General features: G+C 39.3%; 19 protein-coding genes and 3 rRNA genes. 7 read left to right on the top strand and 15 right to left on the bottom strand.

Annotated features, from left to right (window positions below; all coding sequences use genetic code 11):
• Nucleotides 1-33: 33 nt before the first annotated feature.
• Both gmhB and EU510_RS14690 read right to left on the bottom strand, forming a co-directional pair.
• Nucleotides 34-597 carry a D-glycero-beta-D-manno-heptose 1,7-bisphosphate 7-phosphatase gene (gene gmhB / locus EU510_RS14695; protein WP_149594110.1) on the bottom strand — a complete coding sequence of 188 codons (564 nt, stop codon included), beginning with the start codon at nucleotides 595-597 and terminating at the stop codon, nucleotides 34-36.
• Nucleotides 597-1,655 (bottom strand): glycosyltransferase family 9 protein, encoded by a 1,059-nt coding sequence (locus tag EU510_RS14690; RefSeq protein ID WP_149594109.1) that lies wholly within the window; start codon nucleotides 1,653-1,655, stop codon nucleotides 597-599. The genes gmhB and EU510_RS14690 overlap by 1 nt, the downstream gene beginning before the upstream one ends.
• 122 nt (nucleotides 1,656-1,777) lie before the next feature.
• Here EU510_RS14690 and EU510_RS14685 point away from each other — a divergent pair, with 122 nt between their 5' ends.
• On the top strand, nucleotides 1,778-2,506 hold the full coding sequence (locus EU510_RS14685; RefSeq protein ID WP_149594108.1) for a 3-deoxy-D-manno-octulosonic acid kinase: 729 nt from the start codon (nucleotides 1,778-1,780) through the stop codon (nucleotides 2,504-2,506).
• A 16-nt stretch (nucleotides 2,507-2,522) separates the two neighbouring features.
• On the opposite strand, the gene EU510_RS14680 is transcribed toward EU510_RS14685, so the two are convergent.
• Nucleotides 2,523-3,608, bottom strand: a complete 1,086-nt coding sequence (locus tag EU510_RS14680; RefSeq protein WP_149594107.1) for a glycosyltransferase — start codon at nucleotides 3,606-3,608, stop codon at nucleotides 2,523-2,525.
• Nucleotides 3,605-4,678, bottom strand: coding sequence for a glycosyltransferase family 1 protein (locus tag EU510_RS14675; RefSeq protein ID WP_149594106.1), 1,074 nt, complete (start codon nucleotides 4,676-4,678; stop codon nucleotides 3,605-3,607). The genes EU510_RS14680 and EU510_RS14675 overlap by 4 nt, the downstream gene beginning before the upstream one ends.
• Nucleotides 4,679-4,847: 169 nt before the next feature.
• On the opposite strand from EU510_RS14675, the gene EU510_RS14670 reads away from it, so the two are divergent.
• Entirely contained in the window at nucleotides 4,848-6,395 is a 1,548-nt protein-coding gene (locus EU510_RS14670) for a capsule assembly Wzi family protein (RefSeq protein ID WP_149594105.1), read from the top strand.
• A gap of 80 nt (nucleotides 6,396-6,475) precedes the next feature.
• On the opposite strand, the gene hldE is transcribed toward EU510_RS14670, so the two are convergent.
• A complete protein-coding gene (hldE, locus tag EU510_RS14665) occupies nucleotides 6,476-7,915 on the bottom strand; it encodes a bifunctional D-glycero-beta-D-manno-heptose-7-phosphate kinase/D-glycero-beta-D-manno-heptose 1-phosphate adenylyltransferase HldE (RefSeq protein ID WP_149594104.1) in 1,440 nt (479 codons plus the stop codon).
• The gene (locus tag EU510_RS14660; RefSeq protein ID WP_002961065.1) at nucleotides 7,915-8,505 is read right to left on the bottom strand and encodes an SIS domain-containing protein; all 591 of its coding nucleotides are present in this window, start codon (nucleotides 8,503-8,505) and stop codon (nucleotides 7,915-7,917) included. The genes hldE and EU510_RS14660 overlap by 1 nt, the downstream gene beginning before the upstream one ends.
• A gap of 182 nt (nucleotides 8,506-8,687) precedes the next feature.
• Here EU510_RS14660 and waaA point away from each other — a divergent pair, with 182 nt between their 5' ends.
• Both waaA and EU510_RS14650 read left to right on the top strand, forming a co-directional pair.
• Nucleotides 8,688-9,971 carry a lipid IV(A) 3-deoxy-D-manno-octulosonic acid transferase gene (gene waaA / locus EU510_RS14655; protein WP_149594103.1) on the top strand — a complete coding sequence of 428 codons (1,284 nt, stop codon included), beginning with the start codon at nucleotides 8,688-8,690 and terminating at the stop codon, nucleotides 9,969-9,971.
• Complete coding sequence (locus EU510_RS14650) at nucleotides 9,968-10,516, top strand: DUF1415 domain-containing protein (RefSeq protein WP_149594102.1); 549 nt, start codon at nucleotides 9,968-9,970, stop codon at nucleotides 10,514-10,516. Before waaA ends, EU510_RS14650 begins: the two co-directional genes overlap by 4 nt.
• Nucleotides 10,517-10,577: 61 nt before the next feature.
• Here the strand turns inward: EU510_RS14650 and EU510_RS14645 are convergent, their stop codons facing one another.
• From EU510_RS14645 to purL, 4 genes are all read right to left on the bottom strand, one after another.
• A complete protein-coding gene (locus tag EU510_RS14645) occupies nucleotides 10,578-10,907 on the bottom strand; it encodes a YdbL family protein (protein WP_002961068.1) in 330 nt (109 codons plus the stop codon).
• 11 nt (nucleotides 10,908-10,918) lie between these two features.
• Complete coding sequence (locus EU510_RS14640) at nucleotides 10,919-11,116, bottom strand: YnbE family lipoprotein (protein WP_007378800.1); 198 nt, start codon at nucleotides 11,114-11,116, stop codon at nucleotides 10,919-10,921.
• Nucleotides 11,117-11,118: 2 nt separating this feature from the next.
• Entirely contained in the window at nucleotides 11,119-13,569 is a 2,451-nt protein-coding gene (locus tag EU510_RS14635; protein ID WP_149594101.1) for a YdbH domain-containing protein, read from the bottom strand.
• Between the two features lie 121 nt (nucleotides 13,570-13,690).
• Nucleotides 13,691-17,581, bottom strand: coding sequence for a phosphoribosylformylglycinamidine synthase (gene purL, locus EU510_RS14630; RefSeq protein ID WP_149594100.1), 3,891 nt, complete (start codon nucleotides 17,579-17,581; stop codon nucleotides 13,691-13,693).
• A 211-nt stretch (nucleotides 17,582-17,792) separates the two neighbouring features.
• On the opposite strand from purL, the gene mltF reads away from it, so the two are divergent.
• Together mltF and EU510_RS19925 are read left to right on the top strand one after the other, a co-directional pair.
• Nucleotides 17,793-19,304: a membrane-bound lytic murein transglycosylase MltF gene (gene mltF / locus EU510_RS14625; protein ID WP_149594099.1), complete on the top strand. Its 1,512-nt coding sequence runs from the start codon at nucleotides 17,793-17,795 to the stop codon at nucleotides 19,302-19,304.
• Nucleotides 19,305-19,468: 164 nt separating this feature from the next.
• The gene (locus tag EU510_RS19925; protein WP_188085428.1) at nucleotides 19,469-19,636 is read left to right on the top strand and encodes a hypothetical protein; all 168 of its coding nucleotides are present in this window, start codon (nucleotides 19,469-19,471) and stop codon (nucleotides 19,634-19,636) included.
• Nucleotides 19,637-19,638: 2 nt separating this feature from the next.
• Here the strand turns inward: EU510_RS19925 and tadA are convergent, their stop codons facing one another.
• Nucleotides 19,639-20,154, bottom strand: coding sequence for a tRNA adenosine(34) deaminase TadA (gene tadA / locus EU510_RS14620; RefSeq protein WP_149594098.1), 516 nt, complete (start codon nucleotides 20,152-20,154; stop codon nucleotides 19,639-19,641).
• Nucleotides 20,155-20,332: 178 nt separating this feature from the next.
• Here tadA and EU510_RS14615 point away from each other — a divergent pair, with 178 nt between their 5' ends.
• Nucleotides 20,333-21,637, top strand: coding sequence for an inosine/guanosine kinase (locus EU510_RS14615; RefSeq protein ID WP_149594097.1), 1,305 nt, complete (start codon nucleotides 20,333-20,335; stop codon nucleotides 21,635-21,637).
• A 37-nt stretch (nucleotides 21,638-21,674) separates the two neighbouring features.
• Here the strand turns inward: EU510_RS14615 and glsB are convergent, their stop codons facing one another.
• The 4 genes from glsB to EU510_RS14595 all read right to left on the bottom strand — a co-directional run.
• The gene (gene glsB / locus EU510_RS14610; protein WP_149594096.1) at nucleotides 21,675-22,598 is read right to left on the bottom strand and encodes a glutaminase B; all 924 of its coding nucleotides are present in this window, start codon (nucleotides 22,596-22,598) and stop codon (nucleotides 21,675-21,677) included.
• A 330-nt stretch (nucleotides 22,599-22,928) separates the two neighbouring features.
• A 5S ribosomal RNA gene (gene rrf / locus EU510_RS14605) occupies nucleotides 22,929-23,043 on the bottom strand.
• Nucleotides 23,044-23,106: 63 nt separating this feature from the next.
• Nucleotides 23,107-23,221: ribosomal RNA gene (gene rrf / locus EU510_RS14600) — 5S ribosomal RNA — on the bottom strand.
• A 144-nt stretch (nucleotides 23,222-23,365) separates the two neighbouring features.
• Nucleotides 23,366-23,592, bottom strand: a 23S ribosomal RNA gene (locus EU510_RS14595); the annotation flags it as partial.

Genomic DNA, 23,592 nt, shown 5'->3' with positions numbered 1-23,592 from the left:
CTGCCAGTTTACAGCTAAGTCTATTTAGTTTATTTATGTGTTTAAAAGTGCAGGTAAACTGCTTATAGAATCGATAATTAAATCAGCTTCTTGCTTAGCGCTTTCATCAAAGCTTTGCCCTGAACGCACTAAAACGCGTGTAGTTATGCCTGCTTTTTTCGCAGCCTGCATATCACTGAGTTTATCGCCCACCATAATACTGCAAGCAGGGTCGATGTTATGCTCTTGTATGCCTTGTAATAACATACCTGGCGCAGGCTTTCTACAACTGCACTCTTTCAAATATTCAGGGCGCGCTTTTTTAGGGTGATGTGGGCAAAAATACACATCGATAACTTCAATGCTGTGAGCACTAAACTGGTCTTTCATCCACTCGGTCAGTGCTAAAAAATCAGCTTCGCTGTAATAACCTCGACCAATTCCAGATTGATTAGTGACGATTATGATTTTATAGCCTGCATCGTAAAATATTTTACAGGTGCTAAAAACACCTTCAATAAATTCAAATTTATCGCTTTGATACACATAACCATGATCAACGTTTACCACGCCATCTCGGTCTAAAAAAAGTGCTTTATTTTTTTGTTGTACATTCATTACAAAGACTCTTTTTGTACGACATGGTTAAACATCGCTTTTACATCATCAACTGTAATTTGGCTCATTAAATCATCGCCTTTTACACGCGTACCCCACGGTACTTGCTTAGCTGTTTTACCTGTTTGCTTAAGCAAATTTTGATGATAAACCTCAACCACGTAATCTTGATATAAGTAAGGACCCGTGCGTGCGGGGTTTGAATGTGCATATAAACCAATAACCGGCGTACCAACTGTTACTGCCATATGTGCAGGACCCGTGTCGGGCGCAAGCACTAAGCTGCCACGCTTTAACACACACAACAACTCTTTGAGTTTTGTTTTACCTACTAGATTTAAAATAGGCGTGTTGCTGTGCTCAATAATGCTATTTGCTAGGTTAATTTCAAGCTCTGTTGGACCACCCGTCAATACCACCTTAAAGCCTTGCTCGCTTGCATAATCAGCCAATGTGGCATAACGATCAGCGAGCCAATTACGCTGCGCTTTACTAGCTGCGGGCGATATTACTAATAGTTTATTAGTTAGGTATTCTGATGTTAGTAACTCATCTGCAACCGCTTGGTCTTGCTCGGTATATGGCATGTTCCAACTCGGTTTATAATCAGCAACACCAATGGCTTTTGCAAAACCTTTAAAGCCTTCAAGAACGTGCGCCTGAGCTTGTGGCTCTATTCGTTTATTAATAAATAAACTGTGCAATTCTTTTGAGCGCGCCCAGTCAAAACCAATTTTTACTTTTGCCGGAATACAACGCGCTACAAACCCAGCCCTTAGTGCAACTTGCATATTAAGTAACACATCAAACTGTTGACCTTTAAAGCGTTGTTTTAAGCTTTTAAGTGCTGCTTTTCCTTGCTTTTTATCAAATACCACCAGCTCAACACCAGGTAAGTCAGCAAGTAGCATGGCTTCTATTTTGCCAATAACCCAGGTGATTTTTGCATTAGGGTGTGCTTTTTGAATAGCTTGTACAGCACTCACACCATGACATACGTCACCAATGGCTGAGAGTCTTAATATACAAATAGATGAATAATTAGGAGCTTGAGTCACACATTCCCTTAGGTATTAAATACAAAAGCCGATCTTAAATTATAATCACGCTATTGCAAGCACTTATCCTGCGCTTTAAAACGCGCTAATATAGACATATTATTTAGCAATTACGCAGAGCTATGTTTAAACAACACGTGCAAGGCAATCACACTGTATTAAGCCATTCTAAATACACAAGCCAAATTACCCTCGATTGGTTTGATGCAAATTATTGGCAACAACAAAATAAAATTGTGGGTGCTAAAAAAGGCAGAGCAACAGCATGGTTTTTTAAACAAGACAAATTAACAGCCGTGCTGAGGCATTATTGGCGTGGTGGTTTAGTCGGTAAATTACTAAGCGATCAATATTTATACCCTGGGCTTGAACAAACCCGCGTGTATAAAGAGTTTAGCTTAATGAGTAAACTTTTAGAGCTTGGTTTAAACGTACCCACCCCTATTGCAGCTAAAGTAACCCGCAGCGGATTAATTTATCGTGGTGATATTATTACCGAGGCTGTTAAAGGCGCTAAAAGTGTACTCGATATATTAATTGAACGCCCATTGGCTGAAGATGAGTTGGAACGCATTGCTAAAACAATCGCGCTATTTCATTCAAAAGGTGTGTATCACGCCGATTTAAACATTAATAACATTTTGTTTGATGAGACTGGTGATGTGTATATTATCGACTTTGATAGAGGTGAAATAAAAACACCTAATCCACCATGGCAACAAAGTAATATGGAACGACTTGAGCGCTCATTTTTAAAAGAACAAGGTCGAAACGAGTCATTTAATTGGCAAGTGAATGACTTTCAAACTCTGCATAGCAACTACTCTAAAGCGCTCGCCAATATCAGTTAACCTAATATAAGTTAACTTAGTTAGCCAAGGCTAAATACTGCAGAGCGACCTGCTCTGCCTGTACTTGTTTTAGAATTTCAGCGTTTTCTAGATTAGGTTTGTCAGTTAATATCAACTTAACAGCATTGGCTAATGCCTCACTTTGTCCAGCGGGTATTAAATATTTACTCAGCTCGCCTGTTAATATCTCGCTTGGTCCAAATGTACAATTAGTACTAACTACCGGAGTACCCACCGCTAAAGCCTCGATTAATACCGTTGGAAGTCCTTCAAAATCAGAACTCAGCAATAATGCTTTGGCCTGCTTAATCCAGTTGTAGGGGTTTTGTTGAAATCCAGGCACTACTAACTGTTTTTCTATGCCATATTGCTGTGCAAGCTTTAACGCTTTTGCAGGTTTATTGCATAAAAGGACTAACTTGTATTTTTTATCAAGCTTTGCAAATGCTGCAAATAATATATCGTGGCGTTTTTGTTTGGCGAGCCTTCCTACATGAATTAAGTAGGGCTCATTTGGGATATTGTTATTTTGCTCATTTGCTTGCTGTCTTATTTTTTCAAAATCGAACGGGTTATAAATAGTCGCAATTGCACTTGGGTTAATTAAATCCCCTTGTGTTATTTCTTTTTCAACACCCTTTGATACGCAAATAAGTGATTTACCATTTAAGTTTTGTTTACTTTTTTTAAGATATAAATATGAAAATGGACCTAATTTTTTTTGACGTGCAAGCTCTGCATTGGCGGAGTTATGAATAACAAAGTGAACATTTTTGATATTACTAGGCGCAAGTAAATTATTACTTCTATCAAGGTTAGAAAGCACTAGATCAATATTGCCAATCTCTCTTTGTTTTTTTTCAAACCACGCTTCTAATCTCAAAATACTGCTTTTTCGCTGCCAAAATCTATCTACTTTAGATGCTCTATCAGGAAAAAGGCTATCAACTTTAACTATATCAGGGATGTCATACTCAGCGTTGCTCGCAAGAGATAATATAGTGACATTGTGCTGTAGTTTCGCCATTTTTTCAGCCAAAGTAAGCATTACTTTTTCAGCACCACCACCTACTAGTGAATCAATTACAATCACTATATTCATAAGCGATCTCCTATAAGCATATTTTTTATACCATTAATTATTACATCATAACTATTTGAATTATCAAGCTGGTTATATTTATCAATAAACTGACTATAAAAAGGCTCGGTAATAACTTGAGCTATGTTTGTAGTGATTTCATCTATATCAAGATTTGTTTTAATTACAACACCCGTATTAACACAGTGATCCAAACGTGTATTTTGATCTTTAGAAATTGCACATGCAACAATAGGTGTTTTAACGGCAATTGCTTGTAGTAGGGTATCGCCGCCACTCAGTAATGCAACTTTAGCTTGATTCATTAATGCTAAAAAATCAGTGTTTTGCAAGCTTGTTAAACAAATTAGCTCATCACTTTTGGGAATGGTTTGATTATAATTTGGACCAAAAACAACAACGCCTTTTAGGCCTGTGAGTTTAGTTATTTTGAGTGCAGCTTCAAAATATACATCAGCGCAGTTTAGGTTGTTTACACTATGGCCGCCTGAACCCGCATTAACAATAAAGTAGCCATTCGGTACTAAATTATAGCGATTTAAAACATCCCGCTTTTGCACACAAGAAGCAAATGCAACAAAAGGCCCAACATTACGAGGATACGCCAAAGAAAACATGTCTAACTTGGTAGTTTCTGTCCATGTAAGTGGTTCAATACAGTAATCAGGTTGAACCACCCAATGTGCATCAATTAAATTTACCCTGTTAAGCTTTAAACCTTTAGCACGTTTTTTAGCATGCTGAGAAATAAATATAACTTTAGCACCTACCTTTTTAGCTGCTTTCATGTGGCCCGCGCGCCCTGCACAATCGAAAACAACGACATCAGGTTTAAATTGCGTTATAAAATCGCAAACTGAATCTAGCTCTTTAGTTGCTGAGTGTTCGAGCAGTGTAGTTTTAAAAGGACAAGTTTTAGCATAAGGAGTATGCTTATTTAATATAAAATGAATATCGAGAGAATCAGCAACTTCTGCCTGTAAACTTTGAGCTAACAACAACGAGCGCATATACTCACCAATGCCTTCTGGCGATGATACTGGAATAAATAAAAGTCGTTTGTTGCTCATTGCATTCTCAATTTCCTATTTGAGCAGTAGTATACCAATCAGATACTTCATGCGATAGACAGGTTACATTTTTATGCATTAAATTAACGCCAAAAAATTGATTATTTACTGCATTCCACCGCTTTGATTGATAAACTTAGCCACAATATAAATCACAAGGATCTGAACTTTGCGAAACAGAATTTTTCTTCTCTCTACTCTTTTTTGCGCAGTAAGCGCATCAGTAAATGCTGAACCCTGGGTAAAGCCTGATGATTACGGGTTAAGAGCTGATATTCAACAATTAGCTGATGCGGGTGTTATTTTGGCGCCTGTAACCACCTACCCGCTTATGTGGAAGAGTTTTATAAGTGATGTGCAAAGCATACCGCTGGAGCAATTATCTCCAAGTTTACAGGATGCTTTATTACGCGTTAAACACCGTTATAAATCAGAGAATAGTAGTTCGCATAGCGTTCAATTTTCAGCATTTGCAGCGACAGATCCTATTGTAGCAACGAGCTTTGGTGCAACTGATACTCAAGAGACCGAGCTTTCTGCTGCTTATTCCTATTTAGGTGATAACTTTGCGGCTAAAATAGCTGTAAATTATCGTAAAGATGGTAAAAAATGTTTAGTTGATGGGAAAACGACTGACGATATAGCCACTGATGTGCAAGCTTTAACTGATTGTAACGACACCTCATTTGATGACAGCTACTTAGCATATCGCTTAGGTAACTGGATTTTTAGAGCGGGTGCTGTTGAACAATTTTGGGGCCCAGGTGTTGATAACAGCTTAATTATGTCTGGTAATGCAAAACCTTTACCTGCGCTTAGTGTTACTCGAGAAAAAAGTACCGCTTTTGAAACACCATGGTTAAGTTGGATCGGCCAATGGGGCTTTACTGCACAAATGGCAAAGCTTGAATCAACGCGTGTTGTTCCTGATGCTTTACTTTGGAGCAGCAGATTAAACATTCGTCCAATGCAACAATTAGAAATTTCCGTGAGTTGGTCTGCTCAATGGGCTGGCGAAGGTCAACCAAGCTCTGCAGGAGACTTTATTGATGTTATCACTGGGCAAACGGCATGTATTGATGGCACTGATAATTGCGATAGCCAATTAGAGTCAAAAATTGGTAATCAGCTAGCGGGTATTGACGTTCGTTGGTCAGATACACTTTTTAATCAACCTTATGCTGTATATGCCAGTACGATTGGCGAAGATGCTAGTTCACAGTTTAAGCCAGCCGATAGAGCTTATTTATTTGGTGTGCAAACGACACAACGAATATACGATCAAAATATATTAGTAAATGTTGAATATATAGATACAGGTGTTTCATGTTCAGCAGAGTCTACAAATGAAAATTGCTACTATGAGCACTCAGATTACAAATCTGGTTATCGCTACCACGGCCGTACAATTGGTTCAACTTATGATAATGATGCACAATCAGTTGTTCTAACTTTATTAGGCCAACTGTCAAATGGTAATGATTGGCAGGTAAAACTGCGCAGTGTTGATTATAATAGTGACAATCGCGATCGTTATCCTAACAATCCTGACTTAGGAAACACCATCACTAAAACTGGGTTTAACTCTAAACAGCTAGAAGTACGTTACAGAATGCTTTCTATGGGGGGGCGCGTCACTTTAGGTGCATTTGCATCAAACAATGACGGTGCTGAAAACGATACTTCTGCATTTGCTAAGTATGAATTCAATTTTTAATAAGTTACTTTATTAAAAATAAAAAGGGATCAAAACACTGTTTTAATCCCTTTTTTGTATTTTTTTAATTAAATCAGTAGTTACTGTTTAATTTTACTAATTACTTTTGATGTTGAACACCCATCTAAAAACTCAAGCACTTCAACTTTTCCGCCATGACGAAGTACATGCTCAGCACCCGCTATTTGCTCTACGGTGTAGTCGCCACCTTTAACTAAAATATCAGGGCTTATTTGCTCAATTAATTTAGCGGGAGTATCGTTTTCATCTAAGCTACCAAACGGAATAACCCAATCAACTGATGAAAGTGCGCTAAGTACCATCGCACGCTCATCTAGCGGGTTAATAGGACGTTCTGCCCCTTTTAAACGCGTAATAGATTCATCATTATTTAATCCAACAACGAGTCTATCGCCTCGTGCTTTAGCTTGTGCTAAATAACGTACATGCCCCGCATGTAAAATATCAAAGCAGCCATTAGTAAATACAATGGTTTCACCGTTTTGTTTTGCAAATTCAATATGCTGAAGTACATCATCAAATGGGGTTTGGTAATGCTCACCCGTAGTATGTAAATACTGACCAAGCTTGCGGCTTAGCTCTTCTGGCGAGACCGTTGCTGCACCAAACTTACTCACAACGATACCTGCGGCTAAATTAGCAATTTCGACAGCATCTTTAGGTTCCATGCCCGCGCCAAGCATAACAGCGAGTGTAGCTATAACCGTATCACCGGCACCGGTTACATCGCTTACTTCAAGCTCTTGCGCTGCAAAATCAAATTTTTCATCTGCATTAATAAGCGACATACCTTGCTCAGAACGCGTAAGCAACATGGCTTTAATGCCATTTTTGCTAATTAAATCACGCGCACTTGCTGCTAAAGCTTCTTCTGAATCGGTTTGACCACCCGCTAACTTAAACTCATGTAAATTAGGTGTAATATAATCAGCACCTTCATATAAATGTAAATCTGGCGATTTAGGGTCGATTAAAACTGTTTTACCCGCACTTTTAGCAAGGCTTACCATCTCTTTAATTAAGCTTAAAGATCCTTTGCTGTAATCAGAGAACACAATAAAATCGTATTCATCAAGTACAAGCTCTAAACGGTTTAATAAAAGTTGGCTATGTTGCTCGGTAAATGTTTCTTCTAAATCAAGACGAACGAGTTGTTGGTGGCGGCTAATAACACGCATTTTCGAAATAGTCGGTAAATCACATACACTGACTAATTGTGAGCTTATTTTTTCACCTTTTAGGATAGTCTCTAAAATCTGCCCGCTTTCGTCTTCACCAATTAAGCCCAGTAAGCCAACTTTTGCATCTAACCGCGCTATATTTTTTGCAACGTTAGCTGCGCCGCCCGCTTTGTCTTCAAATTTACTTACTTTAACAACAGGTACTGGTGCTTCTGGTGAAATACGCCCTGTATCACCATACCAATAGCGGTCTAGCATTACATCGCCAACAACTAATATTCGTGCCGCTGATAAGTTTTTTAATAACGATAAATCCATTACTGCTGCTCCGCAACCACCATATCCATGGCTTCACATAACCAGTGACCTATAAACATGTGAGCTTCTTGAATACGTGCTGTTTCGTCATTTTTTATAATAATAGGTAACTTAGCAATGTCTTTTACTTTACCGCCATCACGCCCAGTTAATGCCACTGTAAAAGCGCCTAGTTTATTTGCAGCTTCTAATGCTAAATTAATATTATTACTAGTACCTGATGTGGTTAAACCAATCACTAAATCTTCTGGCTTACATAGCGCTTGGACTTGACGTTCAAACACCGTATCAAAGTGATAATCGTTGCTGTGTGCTGTTAAAATAGAGGTGTCAGTCGTCAATGCCATTGAGGCAAGCGGACCACGTTCTAATTTATAACGCACTACAAATTCTGCTGCTAAATGCTGCGCATCGGCTGCACTACCGCCGTTACCAAACCAAACAATCTTGCCACCAGCTTGTAATGCACTGTGGCATGCTTCTAACAGTTGCATAGATTCTTGATGATAAGCTTCCATCGTTTCAAATAATGCTTGATGACGGTTTAATGTTTCAACGTAGCTAGTTGCCACTGAATCGATAATTGACATGAAAAATTCCTCTAGGAACTGAAATAGCAGGGAAAAATTAAATCCATTATTCCATAATTTTATTTAATTGTGTGCATTTTATCGGGTTATAACTGAACCCAGACCATATTTTATTGCGAGTATGTTTAGAAAACGGCTATTTCACGGTAAACTAGCGCCACTTCCCTTTAAGAAAGATCAGTATGGCACGCATTTTTTACTCATTCGCATTAATTATTATTAGCCCACTGATTGTATTTTATCTCTATATTTTACGAGGTAAAAAAAACCAAGGCTATCGTGCACACTTTAAAGAGCGCTTTGGGTTTGTCAGTAAGTCTTTATTTACGACTAAAACCAAACCTCTAGTTTTTCATTGTGCTTCTGTTGGTGAGGTACTTGCCGCAACGCCGCTTATTAAAGCGCTTCAAAACGCGCATCCAAATTTAAATATACTTATAACCTGTAATACCCCAACAGGCAGAGAGCAAATACTTAACCAGTTTAAAAATACTGTGGCGTGTAGCTACTTACCAATCGATTTTCCGTTTGCGACAGCCCGGTTTTTAAAGCGTATTAAGCCACAAGCATTATGTATTTTAGAAACCGAGCTATGGCCAAATTTAATGGCGATAAGTCACAAAAAAAATATACCGGTACTTGTTATCAATGCAAGGCTCTCAGAGAAGTCACAGCAGGGTTATCAAAAGGTAGCCAAATTAACGCACATTATTATGCGCTCAATTACAGTACTTGCGAGCCATAACAAAACAGATGCTGAGCGTTTTATAGAGCTTGGTCTCGAAACTTCAAAAAGCCATGTAACAGGCTCTATAAAATTTGATATAACACCAAGTGAAGAGCAATTAGCCAAAGTACTCAACCTTAAACAACTTTATAGTAGTAATGAACGCTTTGTGTGGGTGGCAGGCTCAACACATCCTGTTGAACATGAGCTGGTACTTTCAGCCCATCAAGAGTTACTAAAAAAGCAACCGAACGCATTACTTATAATTGCCCCGCGCCATCCAGAGCAATTTGACAAAGTGGCAGAGCTTTTAACACAAAGCCCACTTAGCTTTAGCCGTCGTAGCCAAAATAACTATAATAATGAGCAAGTACTCCTTGCTGATACGCTTGGTGAGTTACAGTGTTTATATGGCGCTGCAAATGTGAGCTTTATTGGCGGCAGCTTAATTCGCAGAGGTGGGCATAACCCACTAGAATCCGCTGCGTTTTCGGTAGGTGTAATAACAGGCCCACACACATACAATTTTAATCATGTTTACCCCGAGCTAATAAAACTTAAAGGCGCTGTAGTGGTTGATAGTAACGACGAACTCGCAAAGCAGCTTATAACGTTTAGCCAAAACACAAAAGCGTGCCAAACCTTAGGTATTAAAGCTGCGCAATGCGTAACTAAAAACCAAGGTGCTATACAAAAAACACTTACCATTATTAATCAATATTTAGAGCCAAAACCGTGACCAACATAGCTATAAGCCAAACCCGCGAATGGGTATCATCTGTTATTGTTAAATATAACTTTTGCCCGTTTGCTCGAAAAGAAGTAGAAAATAACTGTATTCATTACATAGTAAGCTCAGCAACGAGTATGGATGATGCTGTAATGGATATGCTTGAGCAATGTGTTGAGCTTGACCGTGAACCAGAGCGCGAAACAACACTTATCATGTTTGACAACGGCTTTAGTGACTTTGAAGACTTTTTAGACTTGGTCGATTTAGCTAATGCACTTTTAGTCGCGCAAGGCTTTGAAGGGAAGTATCAAATCGCTAACTTTCACCCTAACTACGTATTTGCTGACAGTGATGAAACCGATGCCGCAAACTACACAAATAGAGCGCCCTTTCCTACTTTGCATTTAATCCGCGAAGCAAGCATGAGCGAAGCACTTGATAATTATAACGAGCCTGAATCTATTCCTGAGCATAATATAAACTTAGCAAGACGTAAGGGGATTGATTTTTGGCAGCAGTTACTCGAAGGCTGTAAAAAACCGAGCGCTTAGAGGCTCGGTTTTATTCTTGATTTTATTCTTAGCTTTAGCAAAGTAAAGCTAGCTGGGATCGCTATTTTTTAACCCAGTTACCATTTACTTCAACGTAATGACCACTTTGGGTTTTTTCAATTGTTTTGGCAGCGGCGAGTGCCTCTACTTGTGAAAGTGACAAGTTATTCTTTTTAGCGAGCTTTAAGTACTGCGCTTTACGCTTTGCATTTATGTCATCAACAACGGCTTTTGCCTCTGCGTTTTGTACAACAAGTCCTAAATAACCAGAGCTATCTTCACCTACTAAACCTTGGTTTTTAGCGTCATCAAGGCTAATAGCCCACGCAGAGAACGACATACATACTGCACTAACTAACGTAATAATGTTTAATTTTTTCTTCGTATTCATGTTCTAGCTCCTTAAAATAACTCACTGTCGTCACTAAATAAATTGTCGAGTTCTTTATCTACTTTTACGCGAATTTCGTGATCAACTTTCACATTTAAATTAATAGTAATGGGCTCTTTAGCAGACACCTCAACACGATGCGTGCAAGCACTTAGTGCACTAATAGCACTCAGCGCGAGCAGTACTTTTATCAATAACGACTGTCTCATTATTAGTTTCCTTTTTGTGAGTATTGTTGCTCAACTTTCTGTGTAATTTCGTCGCTTAAACGCAGTGCGCGCAAAAGTGTAAATACGTTTTCTTCGTGGTTATAATTAAAGTTAACCTGCTGCTGCTCTGCTTTATTATAGCCTTGCAAATTAACCCCTAGTTTTAACCAACCATCATTTTTTAGTGCCACACTGCTATTAAGTTTTTGAATATCTAAATTAGTTAATAGCCCTAACACAGGTTGTAACTCTTGCTGTTGCTGCATCACTGAATCAAACGCGGCATTATTGGTAATTTTTAAATTACCTGTTCCTTGGCTAAATAAGCTACCGTCAATTATTTCAATTTTTCCACTATCAAAGTGAACAGGTAAAGACCCCGCCAAGCGTCCCGTTAATACAATGCCCGACTTATCGTCGAGTGTAACAAGTTTGCTTGCATCAATATTTTCAAACTTAACATTAGCAACTTGGTTTGGCTTCCCTATTTTGTAGGTATCTAAAGAAAACTCGCCACCAAACACATTTCCTTTTACATCATTTATAAGCGCAGTATTGTTATTAACTTGCCATTGCCCTTCAATCGCTTTAACTACGGCACCCGCTCTAAACTCATTTAAATTAAAGGTAGTTGGTTTTACATTAAGCTTACCTGAATTATATTCCCCGCTAAATACACTGTTTAAGTCACTTGCAAGGTAATCGTTATACAGTGCACTTGTATGACTAATCCCCATATTAAACGATGCACGTTGTAAGTTTACATCGCCACTAATATAGCCATTAAATTCGCCCTCTGTTAACTGTGCAAGTGGCTCAAATTGACTGATAAACGCATTTAACGGCAGCGCACTTTGTTCAGGAATAACCACTTCAAACGGATGAGCTTGCGAGGACATATGATGATTTATCACTAACTCAACATCGTTTATAAATGCGTGATGCGTGGCTTTTAGTGCACGGCTTTGTAGCCCCGTAGACTCTACTTTTATATTATTAAGTTTTATGTCAGGGCTATTAACAGCCTTTATATTTGTTTTTGCTGTTAGATCAGCAAATAACTCACCTACGCCTAAATTAGCATTTGCTGTTAATGTGTTACTTATATCTGTGACTTTAAATTCTTTATATTCTGCACTTTTTAACTGCTGAGTTAACGCGACCTCTGCGTTTAACTGTTTGTCCATTTTTGCTGTTAAATCACCTTGGTATTGCACTGCATTTATATCAAACGCATCTACACTATTAAGCGTTAATTTAGCATTTATAAGCCCGACTGGTTTTGAGTCTATAAACTCACTTATATCAAAGTGACCACTAAGGCTAAGCCCATTCGCTGTTGCAGGTGTAAACTCAGGCAAGCCTTCAAGCATAACGCCATAATCGCCTTTAATTGCAGCGTCAGATAACTGAGCATTAACGTTAATATTATTTATATCAGGTGTATTTATTTGAGCTGATAAAGTCGTCTGTAAGTCTTCAAATGGAGATTTAATATTTAGTGTTGTATCTGTTATTAAAATATCAAATTGCTTATCGCCCACGCTTACCAAATTAATTACAGGTACACTCAACTCACTACTCTCTAAGCTAATTGATTGAGGGAGTTTTAGTTGCCAATTTAAAGGCACTTGTTTACTAATAAAGCCTGCGTATTCACTTGGCGGAATTAAATTCGTACAACTTGGCGTTAAATTAATTTTGTTATTAAGCAAATCGGTATTAAATATTAACGCTTGGCTATTTAAATTAAAATGCGTCGCCAACTTCCCCGTAGTTAATACGTTAACTTTGCACTGTTTATACGTGTGAGCAAACTGGGAGCTAATATCGCCATTTAACTCAAGTTCTATACCATCAAAGCTAAATGCTTGCTGAGTATTAAAGTTAGCATCTGCAATTAATGCATTTTTAGTGTTTATAACGTGCTTTAAAAGAGTGTCATTAATTTCAAACTGACCACTTACTTTATTAGCAGTCAAAATTGCGCTCGCGTTTATATCACCCGAGACATTAAATTTATTTAGTTCGGGTTCTAATATGCTTATTTTAAGTGGCTTATTGAGCTCATCACTTTTTACTACAAGCTGTTTAATATTGATTAATGGGCGATTTAAGGGAAGTGCTAAATCGAGATTTTTAGCTAGCTGATTAGCATTATCACTTTTAGGGAGTGGATTAACTGTTAGCACTGCATTTTCAATATCTACACGCTTTGTATTTGCAGTAATACCAGTAAGTTGTAACTGTTGATTTTGATAATTTAAACACACTTTATCAGCATGAATATTTAGTTCAGGCGTAATTGAAAAATCGAGACAACTTAACGTAATGCCTGCTTTTTTAAGCTCAGGCGCTATAGTCCACTGTAATAACGGCAAGCGAAATAAATAACCAAGCAGCAAGGTACTTAGTAATACAGCTCCAACAATTAAACCAATTCGCTTAAACATACTATCCTTAAATGCTTTGTGCTTTTAGCTAAAACTATACTAATCAAAAAAGGCTGCACAATGCAGCCTTTTTAATTTTACAGTAAGATTATGAATCTAACTTGTATAAACGTAAATATAATTAACCTACGTTTTTACGTGCGTTACGGAACATACGCATCCACGGGCTATCCTCGCTCCACTCATCAGGATGCCAAGAGTTGGCAACGCTTCTGAATACACGTTCTGGATGCGGCATCATTACAGTGGCGCGACCATCTGTTGACGTAATACCGGTAATACCTTCTGGAGAACCATTAGGGTTAGCTGGGTACTGCGTTGTAGGGTTACCGTAGTTATCTACAAACTTAACCGCTACAGTGCCGCTATCAAGCGCCGCTTTAGTGGCTGCATAGTTTGCAAACTCAGCATGACCTTCACCATGAGAAACTGCAATTGGCATACGCGATCCAGCCATTCCGTTAAAGAATACAGACGGATTCTCTTGTATTTCTACTAAACTAAAGCGTGCTTCAAAACGCTCTGATTTATTAGTTACAAAGCGCGGCCAATGTTCAGTACCAGGGATCAACTCCTTTAACGTTGATAACATTTGGCAACCGTTACATACACCTAAGCTAAAGGTATCTTCACGGTGGAAGAAGTTTTGGAACTGATCACGTGCCATGTCGTTAAACAAAATAGACTTAGCCCAACCTTCACCCGCACCAAGTACGTCACCGTATGAGAAACCACCACATGCCACTAAACCTTTAAATTGCTCTAGTGTTAAACGACCTTCTAAAATATCGCTCATGTGTACATCAACAGCAGCAAAACCTGCGCGATTAAACGCTGCCGCCATTTCTAAATGAGAGTTAACACCCTGCTCACGTAAAATAGCCATTTGCGGTTTAGCACCGGTTGCAATGTATGGTGCAGCTATATCTTCGTTTAAATCAAAGTTAAGTTTTACGTTTAAGCCTGGATCTTTTGCATCAAATTTAGCATCAAACTCTTGCTTAGCACACTCAGGGTTATCACGGCGTGCTTGCATTTGATACGTTGTTTCAGCCCAAATAGTACGAAGCTCAGTACGCGTATGATTAAGTACTGTATTTTCGCCACGGTTAAATATAATCGTATCGTCACTGTTAAGCGTGCCAATGTTGTGGCTAATTGCTGCTATACCATGTTGTTCAAACACCGCATTTACTGCATCTAAATCAGCATTTGCAACTTGAATTACCGCACCTAGCTCTTCGTTATAAAGCGCTTCAATGTCAGAGCCTGTTAAAGCTGCTAAATCAACCGTTACACCGGTATGACCCGTAAACGCCATTTCAGCAACTGTAGTAAATAAACCACCGTCTGAGCGGTCATGATAAGCAAGTAACTTACTATCAGCCACAAGCGCTTGCATTGCGTTATAAAAGCCTTTTAATAACTCAGGGCTATCAACATCAGGGGTTACATCACCTAATTGCTTATAAACTTGCGCAAGGCTTGATGCGCCCATGCGATTTTTACCCGCACCTAAATCAACTAATATTAGCGATGTATCGCCTTTATCTGTACGTAGTTGTGGCGTTACTGTTTTACGTACGTCGTCAACACGACCAAACGCAGTTATAACCAGTGAAAGCGGCGATGTTACTGACTTATCTTGTGAGTCACCTTCATCTTTCCATGTCGTTTTCATCGACATAGAATCTTTACCTACTGGAATCGTTAAACCAAGCGCAGGACAAAGCTCTTCCCCTACGGCTTTAACCGCTTCATATAAACCAGCATCTTCACCTGGGTGACCCGCTGCTGCCATCCAGTTTGCCGATAACTTAATGTTTTCAAGGCTACCAATATTTGCACAAGCAATATTAGTTAACGACTCTGCCACAGCTAAACGAGCAGATGCACCGTAATTAAGTAATGCAGCCGGAGTACGCTCACCGAGTGACATAGCTTCACCGTGGTAAGTATCATACGTTGCCGCAGTTACTGCACAGTTAGCAACAGGTACTTGCCAAGGACCAACCATTTGGTCGCGTGCTACTAAACCCGTAACTGAGCGATCGCCGATTGTTATTAAGAATGTTTTTTCTGCAATGGTTGGCAAACGCATTAAGCGCTGCGCTGCATCTGCTGCATTTATTGATGTGATATCAAGCGCTTTGCCAACAACGTGCTTTGACGTTACATCGCGGTGCATTTTAGGTGCTTTACCTAATAATACGTCCAGCGGCAAATCAACAGGGTTATTTTCAAAGTGGCTGTCTGACACTGTTAAGTGAGGTTCAGCTGTTGCTTCACCAATAACAGCGTACTGGGCACGTTCACGCTTACAAATTGCTTCAAAGCGATCAAAGTCCTCTACGCCAACAGCGAGTACATAACGTTCTTGTGATTCATTACACCAAATTTCGTGTGGTGCCATGCCTGGCTCATCGTTAGGAATGCTACGTAATTGGAACTTACCACCACGTCCGCCATCATTAACAAGCTCAGGGAACGCATTTGATAAACCGCCAGCACCTACATCGTGAATGAATGCAATTGGGTTTTCGTCACCTAGCTGCCAGCATTTATCGATAACTTCTTGGCAACGACGTTCCATTTCTGGGTTTTCGCGTTGTACTGAAGCAAAGTCTAAATCTTCGTTTGATTGACCAGAGGCCATGCTTGATGCAGCACCACCGCCTAAACCAATGTTCATTGCAGGCCCACCTAGCGCAATTAACTTAGCGCCAACAGGAATATCGCCTTTTTGAACATGATCAGAGCGAATATTACCTAAACCACCGGCAAGCATAATTGGTTTATGGTAACCACGTACTTCTTCACCATTATGGCTTGTTACTTTTTCTTCGTAAGTACGGAAGTAGCCTAACAAGTTAGGACGACCAAACTCATTATTAAATGCAGCGCCACCTAGTGGACCTTCTGTCATTATATCAAGTGCGTTTACAATACGACCCGGCTTACCAAAATCGCTTTCCCACGGCTGCTCGTAACCTGGAATACGTAAATTTGATACAGTAAAGCCAACTAAGCCTGCTTTTGGCTTAGAGCCACGACCAGTTGCGCCTTCATCGCGAATCTCACCACCAGAACCTGTAGCCGCACCAGAGAATGGCGCGATAGCTGTTGGGTGGTTATGAGTTTCAACTTTCATTAATATTTCAATGTCTTCTTGATGATACGCATATTCACCTTGCGCATTTGGGAAGAAGCGACCCGCTTTTGAGCCTTTCATTACTGCCGCGTTATCTTTATACGCCGACAATACATTTTCAGGATTTAGCTCAAACGTATTTTTAATCATTTTAAACAGCGATTTTGGCTGCTCTTTTCCATCGATTGTCCAGTCAGCATTAAATATTTTATGGCGACAATGCTCTGAGTTCGCTTGTGCAAACATAAACAATTCGATGTCGTTAGGGTTACGTCCTAACTTTGTAAAATTTTCTACTAAGTAGTCTATCTCGTCATCAGCAAGCGCAAAGCCTTGTTCAACATTGGCTGTTGCTAGTGCTTCGCGTCCACCACCTAAAATATCGACAGACGACATTTGGCGTGGGGCATCACTGCGAAACAGCTGAGCCGCATCTTCAAGTTCATTGTGTGTGGCTTCAGTCATGCGGTCGTGTAATAACGCAGTTACTTGTACAAGTTGTTCTGCGTTTAAATCACCTTCAATATAATAAGCAATACCGCGTTCAACACGATGAACCTGCTTTAAACCACAGTTGTGGGCGATATCGGTAGCTTTAGATGCCCAAGGTGAAATGGTACCTGGGCGAGGTGTAACAAGTACAAGTTTGCCAGCTGGGGTATGCTCAGCAATAGTTGGACCATAAGTTAATAGTTTTTCAAGCTTGGTTTGCTCAGAGCTACTCAACGGCGATGTTAAATCGGCAAAGTGAGCATACTCGGCGTATACGTTAGTGACTGGAAGTTGCGATTGTTGGCAACGCGCTAAAATTTTATTAACTCTGAACTCTGAAAGTGCTGGTGCACCACGAAGGATCAACATAGGTAATTTCATCCGGGGTTAGGGATTGAACGATATTTTAGGCACGCATTATAGTCCAATTAGCATTCAGATTTAACTCAAAATTACGCTTTTCATAAAATTAACTTTTTAGCTTTATTTATAGCCTCTTTTGGTTAATAAAATAAAAGGTAAAGTGACGCGATGGCTTAGTTTTGCTATAACGGTGGCTGGCGAGCTTAAGGGGCACTCAATGTTCAAAGAAAAACTAATAATAATCATTACTTTAGTTATGCTGTTATGTGCATGTGATATGCAAGAGCAGCCGACTCAACTCGCCCAAATAAAAGAGCAAAACAAAATACGTGTGGGTACACTTGCAAGTGCTAGTAATTATTATCAAGCCGTTCAAGGTGAACAAGGCTTTGAATATGAGCTATCTCAAGCATTTGCTGAATATTTAGGTGTAGAGCTTGAAATAGTGCCATTTTTTAACTTATCCGATATGTTTGAACGCCTTGAAAGCGGTGATTTAGATTTAATTGCCTCAGGACTTACCTATAATAAAACCCGTGCAGAGCAATACCGTTATGGACCAACTTACAGAACAATCAGCCAAAAGTTAGTTTATAAGCAAGGACGTGTTCGTCCTCGAGAGTTTGCCGACTTAGATGGCAACTTTACTGTTATCGCTAAAAGTAGTCATTCGCTTACTCTGCAAAAAATGAAAAAAAACAATCCAGATCTTACTTGGATAGAAAGCGAAGAGTTTGATGAAGAAGAACTACTTCAAGCAGTTATTGATGGCGAGATAGATTACACACTCGCTGATACGCATACGTTATCACTGTTTCGCCGTTATCATCCAAATTTAAGTATCGGTTTTTCTGTTAGTCATAACGACCCGATTGCATGGATACTTAACAAATCAAAAGATGATTCTTTATATTCCTTATTAGTGCCATTTTTTGGCGATATAAAGCAGAGTAATCAGCTCTACGTGCTTGAAGAAAAATACTTTGGCCATGTACGCCAATTTAACTATGTAAATACCCTTGCTTATATCGAAGCTATAAAAGAAACCTTACCAACATACCAACCATGGTTTGAACAATATGCTGGTAGCCTTGATTGGCGTTTATTAGCGGCACTTAGCTATCAAGAATCTATGTGGAATCCTCGCGCTAAATCACCAACAGGCGTCCGCGGTATTATGATGTTAACCCGCAGTACAGCAAAACAAGTGGGTGTTACTAACCGATTAGAGCCAGAGCAAAATATTCGTGGTGGCGCTAAATACTTAAGCAAGCTTATTAAACGTATTCCCGACAGAATCCCGCAACCCGATAGAACATGGCTTGCACTAGCGGCTTACAATGTAGGTTGGGGGCACGTTAACGACGCGCGTATAATTACCGAGCAGCAAGGCGCAAGCCCTGATAAATGGGCTGATGTAAAAAAACGCTTGCCGCTGTTAATTAAAAAGCGCTATTACCGCAAAACTCGCTATGGTTATGCGCGTGGCGATGTCGCAGTTAAATATGTTGATAATATTCGTCGCTATTACGATGCACTTGTGTGGCTAGATGAGAATAATGCTATTGCTGTAGAGCCTGAACCAGAACCAATCACAAAGCAGATAACTGATACTGATACCAAGCCAAAGCTAAATGAAGAAAGTGACGATAGAAGTAACAAAGATGAAGCGCAAACAAAAAAACAGCCTATAATTGAGCCCGAACAACCCAGTGAGAACAATAACTAATATTTGTATAGATATCAGTTTTTTGAGCAAGTCGTTAAGCAAAATTTAAGTAAATTAAATATCTGTTTACTTGTCATCAAATGATCACTAATGTGTATTACTCGTATATTATTATTTTATAAGATATACCCTGCGCCTTTCTCACTCTTGCATTAGGAGAAAACATGCTAAAACGTAGACGCACACAAAAATTAAAGCGCAATGTGATTTATTCAACAGCCACACGCCGTCGTGTTATGCTAAGAAAACTGCACAAAAAAATCATCTGGCGCCGCCGAATGTTTGCTATGCAGCAAATGACTGAAATAGAAATAGAGCCAATCGCTAGTTAACTTTAGCTAAGCTTATTTATTTGTTCATCACGAGCAGCTTTTTTAGCTGCTTTAATTTGAGCCCTTCTACGCTTAAAAAAATTCGAAATAGTATCACCACACTGTTGTGCTAAAACACCACCGCACACCTCTACTTGATGATTTAACTTAGGTTCTTGTAATAAGTTCATAATTGAACCTGCAGAACCTGTTTTAGCATCAAGGGCACCAAATACTAAACGCTTTATTCTGCTATGCACCAACAGGCCCGCACACATAGAGCAAGGCTCTAACGTTACATATAGCGTGCAATCAATTAATCGATAATTATTAAGTACTTTTCCAGCTTCTCGCACTGCAATCATTTCGGCATGAGCAGATGGATCGTTATCGGTTATTGAACGGTTGTACCCCACTGAAATTAGCTGGTTATCTTTTACTACAATCGCCCCAACAGGAATTTCATCAAGCAACTCTGCTTGCTTTGCATACAAAAGCGCTTGCTCCATCCAGTAGGAATCATTAAATGGCTCGTTCATTCTTTCTACTTAAATAACTTTTTATGCTGTAATTATACCTAGTTAGCACCCTAAAGTGCGTCATTCATTACTTTATTGCAAAAATAAAACGATATTTACCTGTTTGTAATGGCTCACTCGTGTGGATTTACGCTATAATCTCACGCTTTTTTTATTTAGCTCACAACACGGGTAGCAAATGAAATTTCCTGGACGCCGCAGGCATAAACATTATTTTCCAGTGGAAGCCAAAGATCCACTTACCAATCAACTTAACGCAACAGAGCGATTACAACGTAGTTATATTACGGGTATCGATCAGATCGTTGTTGATATAGAGGCAAAAGTTGATCAAGCTTTCCTTGACGAATTTCAACTACGTAGAGGTATGTCACAAGTTATTGATAGCGACATAACAAACGCCTTATACGATCGTTTAAAATTAAACGATATGGTTGATTTTGAGTTTGCCGGTGGGACCATTGGTAACACTATGCACAACTACTCTGTACTTGCAGATGATCGCTCAGTTTTATTAGGCGTAATGAGCGAAAATATAAAAATAGGTAGCTATGCTTACCGCTTTTTATGTAATACCTCAAGCCGTGTAGATTTAAACTATCTTCAACCAGTAGATGGGCCTATAGGTCGTTGTTTTACATTGATTGATGAAACAGGTGAGCGTACTTTTGCAATAAGTGCGGGCCTAATGAATCACTTACGTCCTGAATCTATCGATAAAAACCTTATTGAAAATTCATCAGCATTAGTGATCAGTGCCTACCTTATGCGTACGCAAGGTAGTGAAACGATGACTGAAGCCACCATGCAAGCGGTAAAATACGCTAATGATGCAGGTGTGCCAGTTGTGCTAACACTCGGAACTAAATTCTTAATTGAACAAGACCCGACCTGGTGGGCAAACTTTGTTGAAAAGCATGTTGATATTCTTGCTATGAACGAAGAAGAAGGTTTAGCCATTACGGGTTTTGAAGATCCTCTTTTAGCTGCTGATAAAGCACTTGATTGGGTAGATTTAGTTATTTGCACCGCTGGCGAAAAAGGCTTGTTTATGGCCGGCTACGTTGACGAAAGTTTAAAGCGTGAAACCGAATACCCGTTATTACCAGGTGCAATACCTGATTTTAACCGTTACGAATTTTCACGAGCAATGCGTAAAGAAGAATGTGATGAACCTATCAGAGCATATAGTCATACAGCACCATTTATGGGTGGACCTGATTCAATCAAAAACACCAATGGTGCAGGTGATTGTGCATTAGCCGCTGTACTACATGATTTATCAGCGAATGTTTATCATAAACTTAATGTGGCAAACTCAGCTAAGCATCAACAACAAGCTATTACTTATTCGTCACTATCGCAAATTAGTAAATATGCTAACCGAGCCAGCTATGAAGTATTAGTTCAGCATTCTCCACGTTTATCTCGTGGCTTACCTGAACGCGAAGATTGTTTAGAGCAGGTTTATTGGGAACAATAAATTATAAAGGGAGCAATTACTGCTCCCTTTCGTTTAGCTAAAAAATAGAAATATCGAGTTTTTTAGATAACAGCTCCAACGCTGCGATTCCTGCAACAGAATTACCAAACGAATTAAGCCCCGGCGAATAAACAGCTACAGTAAACTTATTTGGTAACACAGCTAAAACAGTCCCTGACACTCCCGACTTACCTGGCATGCCAACTCTGTAACCAAAATCACCCGCAGCGTCATATAAACCACTCGTAAATAAAAGCGAATTTAGCTGCTTGTTTTGACGGCTACTTAAAACACGATTTCCCGAACGATTATCAACACCTTTATTAGCTAAAAAATTATAAGCTTTGGCTAACTCAATACAATTAAGCTCAATAGAACAAAAGTTAAAGTAAGACCATAAAACATCATCAACTTCATTTTCAAAATTACCAAACGACTTCATTAGATGCGCCATTGCAGCATTTCGATGCCTAAATTCATACTCAGAATTAGCAACTTTTTTATCAATTACTATGCCTCTATTACCAGCTAATAACCTGAACGTTTCGAGCATAGAATGCATTGGCGCAGATAAGCGGCTGTATAATGCATCACACGTTACAATTGCGCCTGCATTGATGAATGGATTACGAGGAATCCCCTTTTCAAACTCAAGCTGTGTAAGCGAGTTAAAGGCTGTACCTGAAGGCTCCTTTCCAACTCGATGCCAAAGTTCATCACCATAACGCTGTAGTGCCATAGTAAGTGTCATAACTTTTGAAACAGACTGAATGGTAAAACGTTGAGAGCAATCCCCCGCACATACAGTCTTACCATCAGTTGTATAAATAGCGATAGAAAATTGCTCAGGATCCACCTCGGCAAGCGCCGGTATATAATCAGCTACTTTCCCCTGTGATAATAAAGGACGCACTTCATGTGCTATTTCATCAAGCACCTTTTGGTAATCAGCTGTAGGCAATCTAGACCTCTATATCATCATTCATAAAAATTGGATTTTAGCACGCACTATTAAGTGCACCTAGTTTTGTTGTTGAATTTATAGATAGGTTTTACTAGATTAAAAAACATCACACTACTGTAAGGGGTTCCTTTTAATTAGATCCAAGTAATGTTGTAGGCCAACAGCGGTGAAGATCTACAGTGAAATACGACAAGCTATCATCAATTGGAACCGCTTTTTATGGAGCACTGGATGTAGATGTTCAAGAGCGCCTGCTACTGAGTATTTATTAAATCGTAGATAGCAAAAAACCCGTTACATTGCTGTAACGGGTTTCTCTTAATTAAATCCTGGTAATGTCCTACTTTCACATAACAAATGCTACACTATCATCGGCGCTGTTTCGTTTCACTACTGAGTTCGGCATGGAATCAGGTGGGTCCAAAACGCTATTGTCACCAAGAAAATTCTTTTCAATTTTCTTATTTTTAATTATTAAGATTAAAGTCCTTCGACTGAATTTGAAGCCTGGTAATGTCCTACTTTCACATAGCAAATGCTACACTATCATCGGCGCTGTTTCGTTTCACTACTGAGTTCGGCATGGAGTCAGGTGGGTCCAAAACGCTATTGTCACCAAGCAAATTAGGTTGTCAGTTCGTATCGCTACGCACTAACTGAATTTGGAAAATATCTGATAATATTTTTTAAGTCTTTCAGTAAATATCTACTTTAGTCATATTAACYTCTGTATAAACTATCACATAAAACGCGTTTGGCGTTGTATGGTTAAGCCTCACGGGTAATTAGTACAAGTTAGCTTAATGGCTCACACCACTTCCACATCTTGCCTATCAACGTTGTAGTCTTCAACGGCCCTTCAGAGACTTTAAAAGTCTAGTGAGAACTCATCTCGAGGCCTGCTTCGCGCTTAGATGCTTTCAGCGCTTATCAGTTCCGAACGTAGCTACCGGGCAATGCCATTGGCATGACAACCCGAACACCAGCGGTT

This window comes from Pseudoalteromonas sp. FUC4, assembly GCF_008370255.1.
In the GTDB taxonomy this organism is placed as follows: domain Bacteria; phylum Pseudomonadota; class Gammaproteobacteria; order Enterobacterales; family Alteromonadaceae; genus Pseudoalteromonas.
Note: the sequence above shows the minus strand (reverse complement) of the source record. Positions and strands in the feature narration are given on the sequence as shown.

Excerpts from the sequence above, each read along its gene's own strand:
- tadA (WP_149594098.1), bottom strand. The coding sequence starts at position 20,154 with ATGAACGAGCCATTTAATGATTCCTACTGGATGGAGCAAGCGCTTTTG.
- EU510_RS14685 (WP_149594108.1), top strand. The coding sequence starts at position 1,778 with ATGTTTAAACAACACGTGCAAGGCAATCACACTGTATTAAGCCATTCT.
- EU510_RS14675 (WP_149594106.1), bottom strand. The coding sequence starts at position 4,678 with ATGAGCAACAAACGACTTTTATTTATTCCAGTATCATCGCCAGAAGGC.
- waaA (WP_149594103.1), top strand. The coding sequence starts at position 8,688 with ATGGCACGCATTTTTTACTCATTCGCATTAATTATTATTAGCCCACTG.
- EU510_RS14645 (WP_002961068.1), bottom strand. The coding sequence starts at position 10,907 with ATGAATACGAAGAAAAAATTAAACATTATTACGTTAGTTAGTGCAGTA.
- hldE (WP_149594104.1), bottom strand. The coding sequence starts at position 7,915 with ATGGATTTATCGTTATTAAAAAACTTATCAGCGGCACGAATATTAGTT.
- EU510_RS19925 (WP_188085428.1), top strand. The coding sequence starts at position 19,469 with ATGCTAAAACGTAGACGCACACAAAAATTAAAGCGCAATGTGATTTAT.
- EU510_RS14615 (WP_149594097.1), top strand. The coding sequence starts at position 20,333 with ATGAAATTTCCTGGACGCCGCAGGCATAAACATTATTTTCCAGTGGAA.
- purL (WP_149594100.1), bottom strand. The coding sequence starts at position 17,581 with ATGTTGATCCTTCGTGGTGCACCAGCACTTTCAGAGTTCAGAGTTAAT.
- EU510_RS14635 (WP_149594101.1), bottom strand. The coding sequence starts at position 13,569 with ATGTTTAAGCGAATTGGTTTAATTGTTGGAGCTGTATTACTAAGTACC.
- EU510_RS14660 (WP_002961065.1), bottom strand. The coding sequence starts at position 8,505 with ATGTCAATTATCGATTCAGTGGCAACTAGCTACGTTGAAACATTAAAC.
- gmhB (WP_149594110.1), bottom strand. The coding sequence starts at position 597 with ATGAATGTACAACAAAAAAATAAAGCACTTTTTTTAGACCGAGATGGC.
- EU510_RS14680 (WP_149594107.1), bottom strand. The coding sequence starts at position 3,608 with ATGAATATAGTGATTGTAATTGATTCACTAGTAGGTGGTGGTGCTGAA.
- EU510_RS14640 (WP_007378800.1), bottom strand. The coding sequence starts at position 11,116 with ATGAGACAGTCGTTATTGATAAAAGTACTGCTCGCGCTGAGTGCTATT.
- mltF (WP_149594099.1), top strand. The coding sequence starts at position 17,793 with ATGTTCAAAGAAAAACTAATAATAATCATTACTTTAGTTATGCTGTTA.